12 protein-coding genes and 1 tRNA gene are annotated in these 11362 nt (G+C 74.3%); 7 read left to right on the forward strand and 6 right to left on the reverse strand.

All coding sequences use genetic code 11. The features are described 5' to 3' along the window. Window positions 1-132: 132 nt before the first annotated feature. Window positions 133-603, reverse strand: a complete 471-nt coding sequence (locus tag ACFU5J_RS03920; protein ID WP_430574082.1) for a nitroreductase family deazaflavin-dependent oxidoreductase — start codon at window positions 601-603, stop codon at window positions 133-135. Window positions 604-693: 90 nt separating this feature from the next. On the opposite strand from ACFU5J_RS03920, the gene ACFU5J_RS03925 reads away from it, so the two are divergent. Both ACFU5J_RS03925 and ACFU5J_RS03930 read left to right on the forward strand, forming a co-directional pair. Then, window positions 694-1578 carry a LysR family transcriptional regulator gene (locus ACFU5J_RS03925; RefSeq protein WP_430574083.1) on the forward strand — a complete coding sequence of 295 codons (885 nt, stop codon included), beginning with the start codon at window positions 694-696 and terminating at the stop codon, window positions 1576-1578. Then, on the forward strand, window positions 1575-2576 hold the full coding sequence (locus ACFU5J_RS03930) for a serine hydrolase (protein ID WP_430577904.1): 1002 nt from the start codon (window positions 1575-1577) through the stop codon (window positions 2574-2576). The genes ACFU5J_RS03925 and ACFU5J_RS03930 overlap by 4 nt, the downstream gene beginning before the upstream one ends. Here the strand turns inward: ACFU5J_RS03930 and ACFU5J_RS03935 are convergent. The 5 genes from ACFU5J_RS03935 to ACFU5J_RS03955 all read right to left on the reverse strand — a co-directional run bounded on the left by ACFU5J_RS03935 (window position 2549) and on the right by ACFU5J_RS03955 (window position 6386). Next, on the reverse strand, window positions 2549-3523 hold the full coding sequence (locus tag ACFU5J_RS03935) for an MBL fold metallo-hydrolase (protein WP_430577905.1): 975 nt from the start codon (window positions 3521-3523) through the stop codon (window positions 2549-2551). The two genes, ACFU5J_RS03930 and ACFU5J_RS03935, sit on opposite strands and share 28 nt — an antisense overlap. A 189-nt stretch (window positions 3524-3712) precedes the next feature. After that, window positions 3713-4456, reverse strand: a complete 744-nt coding sequence (locus tag ACFU5J_RS03940; protein WP_430577906.1) for a class I SAM-dependent DNA methyltransferase — start codon at window positions 4454-4456, stop codon at window positions 3713-3715. Between the two features lie 249 nt (window positions 4457-4705). After that, window positions 4706-4779, reverse strand: a tRNA-Gly gene (locus ACFU5J_RS03945). Window positions 4780-4880: 101 nt separating this feature from the next. Beyond that, a complete protein-coding gene (locus ACFU5J_RS03950) occupies window positions 4881-5084 on the reverse strand; it encodes a cold-shock protein (protein ID WP_380244697.1) in 204 nt (67 codons plus the stop codon). A gap of 528 nt (window positions 5085-5612) precedes the next feature. Then, complete coding sequence (locus ACFU5J_RS03955) at window positions 5613-6386, reverse strand: hypothetical protein (RefSeq protein ID WP_430577907.1); 774 nt, start codon at window positions 6384-6386, stop codon at window positions 5613-5615. A gap of 52 nt (window positions 6387-6438) precedes the next feature. Between ACFU5J_RS03955 and dcd the strand changes: the two genes are divergently transcribed. The 5 genes from dcd to ACFU5J_RS03980 all read left to right on the forward strand — a co-directional run bounded on the left by dcd (window position 6439) and on the right by ACFU5J_RS03980 (window position 11324). Further along, entirely contained in the window at window positions 6439-7014 is a 576-nt protein-coding gene (gene dcd / locus ACFU5J_RS03960) for a dCTP deaminase (RefSeq protein WP_430574086.1), read from the forward strand. Between the two features lie 158 nt (window positions 7015-7172). Next, the gene (locus tag ACFU5J_RS03965; RefSeq protein ID WP_430574087.1) at window positions 7173-8306 is read left to right on the forward strand and encodes a hypothetical protein; all 1134 of its coding nucleotides are present in this window, start codon (window positions 7173-7175) and stop codon (window positions 8304-8306) included. A 194-nt stretch (window positions 8307-8500) separates the two neighbouring features. Then, a complete protein-coding gene (locus ACFU5J_RS03970) occupies window positions 8501-9385 on the forward strand; it encodes an ABC transporter permease (RefSeq protein ID WP_430577908.1) in 885 nt (294 codons plus the stop codon). A gap of 62 nt (window positions 9386-9447) precedes the next feature. Continuing rightward, entirely contained in the window at window positions 9448-10497 is a 1050-nt protein-coding gene (locus ACFU5J_RS03975; protein ID WP_430574089.1) for an ABC transporter substrate-binding protein, read from the forward strand. Window positions 10498-10508: 11 nt separating this feature from the next. Next, on the forward strand, window positions 10509-11324 hold the full coding sequence (locus ACFU5J_RS03980; protein ID WP_430574090.1) for an ABC transporter ATP-binding protein: 816 nt from the start codon (window positions 10509-10511) through the stop codon (window positions 11322-11324). The last annotated feature ends 38 nt before the right edge of the window (window positions 11325-11362 follow it).

Below are 11362 nucleotides of genomic sequence, written 5' to 3' on the forward strand. Positions count from 1 at the left end.
GCCCGACGGGCGCGGGCGGTGCCAGAAGCGTAGGCACCGGCCCGCGCCGTCGCCCGCCCTGTCGAGGGGTGACGTACCTCCCGGGCGGGTGAAATCGTCGCCCGGGGCGCCGTCCGGCCGGGCCGACGGGCGTCAGAGCAGCCGCAGCTCGACCACCGGCACCACCCGGAGCCAGTCGGCCTCGCCGCGCTCGCGGGCCAGCGGCTCCGCCCACTCCGCGAGCACCGGGCGCAGCTGCGCCCACGGGCCGGGGTGGGCGTCGGTGTACGCGCGCAGGACCGCGGCGCCGTCGTCGGGCGGCAGCACGACCGCCCGGGCCCGATCGGCCCGACGGGTGCCGATCGAGACGAGCACGCGGGGGTCGGCCCTCACGTTGCGGAACCACTGCGACCCCGGCCCCAGGCCCGCGACGACGACCGCGCGGTCCGGCGCGGGCCGCGCGACGACCTCGAGCACGACGTACCGCCGCTGCCCGCTGCTCCGGCCGCGGTGCTGCATCATCAGCAGCCGGCCCCCGGCGAGGAACCCCAGGCCCGCCCGGAACATGCCGATCGGGGCGCGGACGAACCAGCGGGTGTGCAGCGCGCGGGAGGCGAGGCTCATGCCCGGCACGGTAGGGCAGGCCCGCGGCGACCGCCGGTCGGACGACCGTCGCCGCGCCCGCGCCGCCCGGCCGGTGGGGATAATCGCCGCGTGGACATCGAGAGCGGCTGCCGCGCGTTCGTCGCGGTGAGCGAGCGTCGCAGCTTCACCGGGGCGGCGGCGTCGATCGGGGTGCCGCAGCCGGTGGTCAGCCGCCGCGTCGCCGCGCTCGAGTCGCACCTGGGCGGGAGCCTGTTCGACCGGACGACGCGCGAGGTCTTCCCGACCGCGCTGGGACGCCGGCTGCTCCCCGCCGCGCAGCGCGTCGTCGAGGCGGCGGACGACCTGCGGGCGGCGGCCGCGACGCGGGAGGCCGCCCCTGTACGCCTGGCGGTCCCGGAGGACATGTCGCCGTCCGCCGCTGCCACGCTGATCGGGGACGCCCAGGCGGAGGGGATCGCGCTGCGGCCGGTACCGGCCGCGCCGGCCCGGCGTGCGGAGCTGGTGCGGGACGCGTTCGTCGACGCCGCGCTGGTGACCGCCACGACCGGCGCGGCCCGCTGGTCCGCGCCGCTGGGCCTCGGTGGCTGTGGTCCGGACGGCGGGGCGCGGGTGTACCTGGACGAGCTGTCGCCGGGACGGGGCGACGCGGCCTCCCCGCGGCGCGTGTGGGTCACGCCGGAGGACGACAACGCCCTCGTCGGCGACGCCCTGGCGCGCCACGCGGTCGCCGCGGGCTGCCTCCCCGCGCAGGTGCGGGTCGCGCCCCTGGTCCCGGCCCTGGCCGCCGTGACGACGAGTGCGGACCTGCTGCTGTGCACGCCGGCGCAGGCGCGCGAGCTGGGGCTCTCCTGGACCCCGCTCGGCGGGGTCGACCTCACCCGCACGTACCGCGCGGAGCTGCGGGCCGGCCACTCCGAGGCGGCCGGCGCCGTCGAGGGCACGCTGGTCGCGGCCGTCGCGCTCGCGCTGGGCGCCGCGGAGGTCGCGGCGTGACGGTGCCCACCGGGTCCGCCGCAGCGCACGTGGTCCGGCAGGTGCGGGGCGAGCTCGCCGACGCGGGGCTCACCGCCGGGATCCTCGTGCGCGACCTCGACTCCGGGCACGAGGTCGGGATCGACCCGCACCTCGACCTGCCGATCGCGTCCCTGGTGAAGGTCCCGGTGGCCCTGGCGACGCTCGAGCGGATCCGCCGCGGGGAGCTCGACGCCGCCGCGACCGTGACGGTCGAGCCGGGGCGGGTCACGACCGCAGGCCCGCCGGGGACGACGCGGTTCCGGCACCCTGCCTCCGTGGCCCTGGAGGACCTGGTCTACCTCGCCGTCTCGCTGAGCGACAGCAGTGCCTGCGACGCCCTGCTCGCACTCACCCCGCCGGCCCAGGTCGGGCGGGTGCTGCGCGAGCTCGCGGTGCCGGGCATCGAGATCCGCCACGGCCTGGGCGAGCTGGGCGACACGCCGGTCGAGGCCCTGGAGCACCTCCACCCCGGCCTGGGGCACGCCTTCGCGACGATGGCGACCACGGCGAACGGCGGCAGCGTCATCCGCTGGCTCGACGTCTCGGTGACGACGACGTCGTCGGCGCGCGTGCTGGCCGACCTCCTCGCCGCCGTATGGCGCGCCGACAGCGCCGACAGCGCCGACAGCGCCGACAGGGTGGACCCGGCGGTGTCGGCCCGGCTGCGCGAGCTGCTCGCCGCCAACGTGCACCGGCAGCGTCTGGCGCCGGAGTTCGACCGCGACGCGTCCACCTGGTCCTCCAAGACGGGCACCGTGCTCAACCTGCGGCACGAGGCGGGGGTCGTCGAGCACGCGGACGGTCGCCGGATCGTCGTCGTGGTGCTCAGCCGGTCGGCCGTCGCGGCGGGCGCCCAGCCGGCCGCGGAGATCGTCCTCGGGCGGGCCGCGCGCCGGCTGCACGACCTCGTGCGCCGCACGGCGCCGCCCGTCCGCGCGGGCGCCCCCGGTCAGAGGAGCTCGAGCGGCGTCCGGTAGTCCGGCACGACGACGCGGGTCCGCGGCGAGGCGCGGCGGATCGCGCTCACCGTGGCGCGCAGCTGGCCGGCGGTCTTCTCGTCCTGCACGGTCGGCGGGTCGGTCGGCGGGGCCTCGAAATGGTCCCAGTGGACGGGCACCACCAGCCGTGGGCCGCCGAGGACGTCCATGAGCCGCGCGGCGTACTCGCTGGTGACGTCGTTGGCGGGCACCGGGACGGCGACCGCGTCGGGCCGCAGCCCTCGCAACGACACGTCGTCGAAGTCGCTCGCGCCCAGGAGCAGCACGCTGCGGCCCGAGGGCGCGCGGAGGAGGTACGCGAGGGTGTCGCCCTCCGGCAGGTCGGCGACGGTCGCGGGGGCGGGCGGCACCGTGTGGCGCACCCCGGGGAACAGGACCCCGCCGTTGCCGGAGCGGCTGTGCAGCGACCGGATCGCACGGACCACCAGGTCGCCCAGGACGATCTCCTCGCCGCCCTTGAGCACCGCCACCTGCGAGGCCGCCACCCCGAGGGACTGCGCCAGGTGGTAGCCGGTGAGCGTCGTGAACACGGTGCCTCCCCGGGTGCCGGCGATGTGCGGGACGTCGCCGAAGTGGTCCCAGTGGGTGTGGGTCACCAGGGTCGCGGTGACCCGGCCCGCCCCGTCCGCCGGGCCGAGGGCGGCGTCGACCGCCGTGGGGTCCACCGTGAGCCCGGTGGTCGGCGTGAACCGACCTCTCGCGAGCCCGGTGTCGAAGCGGGTCAGGTAGGGGTCCACCAGCAGGTGCGCGCCGGGCGTGCGGATCTGCCAGCCCGCCACGCCCAGCCAGCGGAACGACGCGAAGCCGGTCGCACCCGCGTCCGGCGCCCGAAGGGTGGCGAGCGCGGGGGGAGCGCCGGCCAGGGCTCCGGCGGCGGCGGTGCCGGCCGCGGCGAGCAGGGTCCGGCGGCGGACGGGACGGGTCATGGTCGTCTCCTCGGGTCGTCGAGGTGACGACCGTGCCAGCGGGAGACCGATGCGCGCCAAGACGCCGGGCGCCCGACTCATGCGTCCGGCGCATGGGTGGCCGGGCCGTCCGCGGGCACGCGGGGCCATGGACGGCCACAGGTGACCCTGGTTGACGGCACGCCGACGGCGCACCTGCTCGTCTCTCGGCTAGCGCGATGGCGGCAGGCGATAGACGGAGACGTGCGTGCGCGACTCGCTGGTGAACTCCGCGCCGTCCCAGTCGGCGTGTCGGCTCTCCAGCTCGAACCCAGTCAGCTGGGCCATGAGGTCCAGTTCGGCCGGCCAGACGTAGCGGTGCGGGCTGCGGAACAGCTCCGCCTGCTTGCCGCCGTCGAACCGGAAGTGGTGCGACACCACCTGCTGGTGGAGCAGGTCATAGGTGTCCAGCGCGATGTAGCCGGGCTCGGACCGGAAGACCGTAGCGGCCGGTCCCGGGGGCAGCCTGCGCAGATCGGGCACCCAGAGCTCGACCACGAAGCGCCCGCCGGGGGCGAGGTGGCGCGCCGCATTGCGGAAGCACTCGACCTGGTCGACCTGTGTGAGCGGCAAGGAGATCGCGTTGTAGACGCTATAGACGAGGCCGTACTCGCCCGGAGCCTTGGCCGTCACCATGTCGCCGATGACGACGGGGACAGTCGTCTCATCGACCTTGGTGCGCAGCTGTTCGACCATGTGCGGCGACAGCTCGATGCCTGCGACCGGGACCCCGAGCGCGGCGAGCGGAACAGCCACGCGGCCAGTGCCGATGGCGAACTCGAGGGCGGCCCCGCCGCCCGCCAGCTGCGCGAGGCGTTGCACCGTCGGGCCCAGAACCTCAGGTGCGAACACATCGGTTCCGGGCGTGTCGTAGTGCTGGGCGACATCAGCGTCCCAGACGTCCTCGTGTCCCATCCGGCAACGATCGCCGCCGACTGCAGGCGCGCTCAATGGTTTTTCCTTGCCGAGGCTGAGCTACCCAGCAGCATGCGCGTGATCACCGCGTGTTCTGGTCTCTGCTTGAACGAAGCGGCTACCTGAGCTCCGTGATGTCGTCGTTCGCGATCGTGACGGCGAGGTCGCGCGGAGTGCGGGGTAGGAGTGCTCGTCGATGCACCAGGAACGACGAAGGCCCAGACCGGAGAAACGGTCTGGGCCTCGTGGTGGAGCGGGTGACGGGAATCGAACCCGCGCTGTCAGCTTGGGAAGCTGAAGTTCTACCATTGAACTACACCCGCGCAGCAGCACCTGACGGTGTGCGCGCCCCGATCATACCCAACCGGGGTTGATGCTCCGAACCGGTGGCCGGCACGCCGCGGACGGCGTGCCGGCGGCGGCGTCAGAGCGGACGGATGTCCGAGGCCTGCAGGCCCTTGGGGCCCTGGGTGACCTCGAACTCGACCTGCTGGCCCTCGTTGAGGGTGCGGAAGCCGCTGGCCGAGATCGCGCTGTAGTGCGCGAACACGTCGGCGGTGCCGTCGGAGGGGGCGATGAAGCCGAAGCCCTTCTCCTCGTTGAACCACTTCACAGTTCCGGTGGTCATGTTGTCTTCTCTCGTTGATGCGACGGACCCGCGAACGTGGGTCCGGTCGTCGCGCCCGAGCGGGCGCGGACGGTTCGGGTACGGGCTCGGCGAGCCCGCACGGTGCCGGGGCGCGAAGGGGCGCGCAGCCGCTTCGCCTCGGCAAGGGTGGGGACGGCGGCGACGGGCCGCGAGTAGCGGTCGTGCACGTGGAAGCCGTCGGGACGTCGGGTGATCATGCCGCCGTACTCGCCGTCGACCGTCGCGACCCACAGGTCGTCGTCGGCGCGGCGCCACACGGGCGTCGATCGGGGGCTGGCCTCTGCCGCAGACGCGGGTGCCGAAGACTCGGGCACGGGCCGTTCCAGGGTGGAAGAAGAAGTGATGCTCTCTGCTCTCGCTCCGCGCTCGATGGGCGGAGTTCTGTCGGTGGACAGCGGTGCTGTCGCGTGCGCGGGACCATGCTTCGATGCAAAGGACCGAAGAGTGCCGTGGGGTCGATCCCCGGCGTGCGCGGCACCCATGGTACACGGCGCGGCGCCGGTCCCCTCAGTCGGCACCGATCCGGTAGCGCCGCAGCCGTCGTCCCGGGGCGCGACCGCCGGCCTTCACGCCGTCGACGGCGAGCACCTTCACGGGGCTGAACCAGCACTGCGAGCGCTTGTGCAGCGCCCACCCGTCGCCGAGGGTGACGGCCGCGTGCTCGACCGCTCCGGCGGGCGTCCGCCAGACCAGGACGACGCCCGGTTCGTCGTCGTGCCGGGGGCCGCGGGGCATCGGTCGCGCGCGCTCGGCGAGCCACCGCTCGAACGGGTCGCGCTGCATCCACTCCCGCTCCGCGCCCTCGACGCCCGCGGCGCCCATGACCGTGCCGAAGCAGTTGGGGCCGCTGCGCTCGGGGAACCTCCCGGCGAGCTCCCGCGCCCGGGGGAGGCCCGCCGCGGCGGCGCGCTCCCACACGTCGCCGGGGACGTCGTCGTGCCGGCTGGGGCGGCAGCCCTCCTCGACCCAGCGCACGAGCCGCTCCGTCGTCCGCGCGTCCGGCCAGCGGGGTCCCGCGGGCTGGTGGGCGAGCTCCGTGCGCAGACCGGGCGCGAGCGACCGGTAGGCCGCGCGGTCGAGCCGCACGACGGCGTCGTCGTCCGCCAGGCCGTAGAGGTCGAACGCGTCACGTTCCTCGGGGACGAGGCCTCCGCGCTCGTCGGGCAGCCGGAGGCGCGCGGCCAGGGCTGCGGGCGCGACGAAGGGGCGTCGCGCGGGGGCGAACCAGCCCGACCAGCGGTCGGCGAGGGCGTCGGGGACGTCGATGTCGAGGGCGCGCACGGTCCGTGAGCGTACGTGGGCGCCCGGCGAGGTCGGCGACTACCGTGTCCCCGTGCTGCTCTCCGACCGCGACATCCGGGCCGAGCTCGACGCCGGACGGGTCGTCCTCGACCCGTACGACGCGTCCATGCTCCAGCCGTCCAGCATCGACGTCCGCCTCGACCGGTACTTCCGGCTGTTCGACAACCACAAGTACCCGTTCATCGACCCGTCGGAGGAGCAGCCGGAGCTGACGCGGCTCGTGGAGGTGGCGCCGGACGAGCCGTTCGTGCTCCACCCGGGCGAGTTCGTGCTCGGCTCGACGTTCGAGTCGGTCACGCTGCCCGACGACGTCGCCGCGCGGCTGGAGGGCAAGTCGTCGCTGGGGCGGCTCGGCCTGCTCACGCACAGCACGGCGGGGTTCATCGACCCCGGGTTCTCCGGTCACGTGACGCTGGAGCTGAGCAACGTCGCGACCCTGCCGATCACGCTCTGGCCGGGGATGAAGATCGGCCAGATGTGCTTCTTCCGCCTGTCGTCGCCGGCGGAGCACCCGTACGGCTCCGACGCGTACGGGTCGCGGTACCAGGGGCAGCGCGGGCCGACGGCGAGCCGGTCCTGGCAGTCCTTCCACCGGAGCACGGTCTGACCGGCGCGCGGGGCGGACGCCCTGGGTTCGGGGCCGGGCCCGGGGCGGGGTCCGAGCGGACGTCCCGCGAGGGGTCGGGACGTCGCTACGCTCGGTCCCGTCGCGCCGGCACCGGTGCGGGGCGCGCCGCGCCCGTGACCCGGAAGGAGCTCCGCGAAGTGGCCCAGAACCGTTCGGCGCAGAACCAGCCGGCCCTGCCGTCGCTGCCTCAGGTGTCGGCGCAGGGTCACCAGGCCCGCCACCTGCTCGGAGTCCCCTCGGACGTCGTCGTGGACGAGATCGAGGTGCTGGCGATGTCGCGCTTCGTCGGCACGCGCTGGGACGTCGTCCCGGCCGACCTGCCGGGCGCGGACGTCCCGGTGGGACGGATGGCGAACCCGGGCGAGCCGGGCGTGCTGCGGCTGTCGCGGCACAGCGCGGTCTCCGGGCCGTACGCGCCCGCCGGCAAGGGCGTCGACGCCGGCCTCCCGCCGGGCACCGAGATGGTCTTCGACGTCGTGTGCCCGCGCGAGCGCTGGGACGACGCCACCCGCTTCGGCGGGGACCGCGACGGCATCGGCCGGGCGTTCCCGGCCGCGCTGCCGAACCGTGAGGAGGAGCGCGTCGTCCAGTGGCTGGTCGAGGCGGCGCGCCGCCTGGGCGGCTCGGTGCGGCTCGACGTCGCGGGCACGTGGGACGAGTCGGACGGCGGACGCCGCGCCTCCGGCCCGGGCGTCGTCCTGACCCCTGACCCGGGCCGGGCCGTGGACCTCACGGTCTACTCCGACATCTGGCTGGACCCGCAGGCCGCGCACCGCGTGCTGCAGGCCGTGCACCCGCGCGTCGTGCTCGCCACCGAGGGCAAGCCGTACCAGGGCCCGCCGCGCGGCCTCGCGGACCGCCCCCTGTACCCGGGCGAGCCCCTCGACCCGGAGGTGCGCAAGGCGATCCACGAGCGCGCCGACGACGTCGACATCGACGCCCTGCAGGCCCCGATGGTGCTGGACGCCTACGGGCTGACCAGCGACCTGGGCCTGGACGGCTCGATCACGGTCGAGGTGGTCGGCGACGAGACGCTGCCGCTGCTGGTGCGCGAGCTGCCGTGGGCGGCGGCCGGCGCCGTCTGCTATCACGTGCGCTGGGACGCCCCGGACGTGTTCGAGGCGAACCAGGAGTTCCCGCAGGCGGCGCACGTCGTCGCGCGTCGCCGGGCGGCCGACCTCGTGGGGAAGATGGCGGTGGCGATCCACGCCGCCGTGGGCGGGGAGATCGCCGACGAGGCGGACTTCCTGCTCGCGCCCGAGGACCTCTGACCGCTCCCGGCCGCGCGGCCGTCCCGATGCCCGGGCAGACCGTTGCCCGGAGCCCCTCCCTGCGGCCGCTCCCGCGCCGTCCGCCGGCCGCGAGGGTGGCTGGCCTGCCTGTTTGACACCCCCGGGCGAGCCGCTTAGCGTTCATCTCGGAAAGCGTATTCCGCGAGGTTCATCACACTGGCGTGAGGAGCAGCATGGTGACGACGACACCGGGGTCGGCGGTCGAGCAGGAGAGGCGGGCGGCCCAGGAGGCCCCCGCCCAGGAACGGCGTCCGCGCACGCTGCCCACCCCCGTGCGCTGGGTGCTGGACCAGTGGCGGCCCATCGCCTTCGTGGTGGTGCTGTTCGCGGTGTGGTGGTTCGTCACCGCGGAGGGCCTGGTCGCGCCGTACGTGCTGCCGTCTCCGGCGGACACGTGGGCCGCCGCGACGGAGAACGTCGACTACCTGCTGCACCACACGTACGTGACGACCTACGAGACGGTCGTCGGCTTCGCGATCGCGGTCGTGGTCGGCGAGCTCGTGGCGGTGCTGATGGCGTACTCCCGCGGCACCGAGAAGACGCTCTACCCGATCATCCTCGTGGCGCAGGTCATCCCGAAGATCGCCGTCGCGCCGCTGTTCGTGGTGTGGCTCGGCTTCGGCCTCGCGCCCAAGATCACCGTCGCGGTGCTCATGGCGTTCTTCCCCGTGGTGATCTCCGGCCTCGCCGGTCTGCGCTCGGTGGACCCCGAGATCCTGCAGCTCACCTCGACCATGGGCGCGAGCCGCATCAAGACGTTCGCCAAGGTGATGTTCCCGGCGTCGCTGCCGCAGCTGCTGTCGGGGCTCAAGGTCGCCGCGACGCTCGCCGTCACGGGCGCCGTCGTCGGCGAGTTCGTCGGCGGCAACGACGGCCTCGGCTACGTCATCCTCCAGGCCAACGGCAACATCGACACCGCGATGCTCTTCGCCGCCCTGTTCATCATGTCGGCCCTCGGGATCGTGCTGTTCGCGATCATCCAGGTCGCCGAGCGCTTCCTCATCGGCTGGCACGCGTCGCGCCGCTTCGAATCGGCCGCCACCACCGTCGCGGCCTGACCGCAGTCACCCCGCGCCGCCGGCGCGAACCCCTGGACCCTCACGTGCAAAGGAGCACCCCGATGACTCTCCGAGCGACCGCCCGATCCAAGGCCCTCGCGGCCGCCGCGGCCCTCTCCGCGACCGCCCTGACGCTCGCGGCCTGCGCCCCGTCCACCGACGGGGGAGCCGAGGCAGAGGCCCCGGCCGGGGCCGACACCACCGACGTGACGCTGATGCTCAACTGGTACCCCTACGGCGAGCACGCCCCGTTCTACTACGGGCTCGAGGAGGGCATCTTCGCCGACCACGGGATCAACCTGAAGATCGAGGCCGGCCAGGGCTCCACCAAGACGGCGCAGGCCGTCGGCGCCGACCAGGTCCAGTTCGGCTGGGCCGACACGCCCGCCGTCCTCGCCAACATCGACAAGGGCGTCAAGATCCGCAGCCTCGGCGTCTTCCTGCAGACGACGCCGTCGTCGGTGCAGGTCTTCTCCGACTCGGGCATCAAGGAGCCCGCCGACCTCAAGGGCAAGACCATCGCCGTCTCCGCGGGCGACGCCCCGACGACGACCTTCCCCCTCTACCTCGAGGCCGCGGGCGTGCCGGAGGACGCGGTGACGCAGCAGAACCTCGACCCCGCCGGCAAGATCTCCGCGATGCTCACCGAGAAGGTGGACGGCCTCATCGGGTTCGCGCACGACCAGGGCCCGACGATCGCCTCCAAGAGCGGCCGCGACATCACCTACCTGCGGTACTCCGACGTCGGGCTCAACTTCTTCAGCAACGGGCTCATCGCGTCCGAGAAGACGATCTCCTCCGACCCCGACCTCGTGAAGGAGATGGTCGCCGCGACGTCCGAGGCGTTCGCCGCGGCCGCCGAGGACCCGGACGCCGCCGTCGCCTCGATGGAGGGCAAGGACCCGCAGATGCCCGCCGCCGACGTGCTCACCGAGCAGTGGAAGCAGACCATCGACCTGCTCCACACCGACGCCACCGAGGGCAAGGCGCCCGGCGTGAACGACCCCGCCGACTGGGCCGCCACCCTGGACGTCCTGTCCAGCTCGGGCCTCGTCGCCGAGGGCACGACGGCCGACGACTACTTCGACGACTCGTTCGCCCCGGCGAACTGAACGGAGGGGCCATGACCACCACGACCACGGGCGGGCTCGCCGCGCGGGGTGCCACCACCGGCGCCGTCGTCGACATCGAGGACGTCTCGGTCACCTTCCGCAGCCGCCGCGTGTCCACCCCGGCCCTCGGGTCGGTCGACCTGCAGCTCGCCCGCGGCGAGTTCGTCACGATCGCGGGGCCGTCGGGCTGCGGCAAGTCCACGCTGCTCAAGGTCGTGGCCGGCCTGACCGCCCCGACGACGGGGCAGGTGCGGCTGCGCGGCGAGGTGGTGCGGGGCCCGCGCCAGGACATCGGCTTCGTCTTCCAGCGCGCGGCGCTGCTGGAGTGGCGCGACGTCCGGGCGAACATCCTGCTGCAGGCCGAGATGCGCGGCATGGACGGCGCCACCGCGCGCCGCCGGTGCGACGAGCTCGTCGAGATGACGGGGCTGAAGGGCTTCGAGAAGGCGATGCCGCACGAGCTGTCGGGTGGCATGCAGCAGCGCGTCTCGCTCTGCCGGGCCCTGCTGCACCAGCCCGACGTGCTGCTCATGGACGAACCGTTCGGCGCCCTCGACGCCCTCACCCGGGAGCGGATGAACGTCGAGCTGCACCGCATCTGGCGCGAGACCGGCGTCTCCGTGCTCCTCGTGACGCACTCGGTCGCGGAGGCCGTGTACCTCGCCAACCGGGTCGTCGTCATGGGGCCGCGGCCGGGCACGATCGTCGAGGAGCTGACGGTGGACCTGCCCGCCGAGCGCGACTACGCCGCGACCGTGCGCGACCCCGAGTTCGGGCGCGTCTCGGGGCGCGTGCGCGAGCTGCTCGGCTCGCCCGGCGGGGACTGACCGCCGGCCCGCGCCCGACCGCGCTCCCGACCGCGCTC

Origin of the sequence: Isoptericola sp. NPDC057559, from assembly GCF_042801555.1 — a bacterium.
In the GTDB taxonomy this organism is placed as follows: domain Bacteria; phylum Actinomycetota; class Actinomycetes; order Actinomycetales; family Cellulomonadaceae; genus Isoptericola.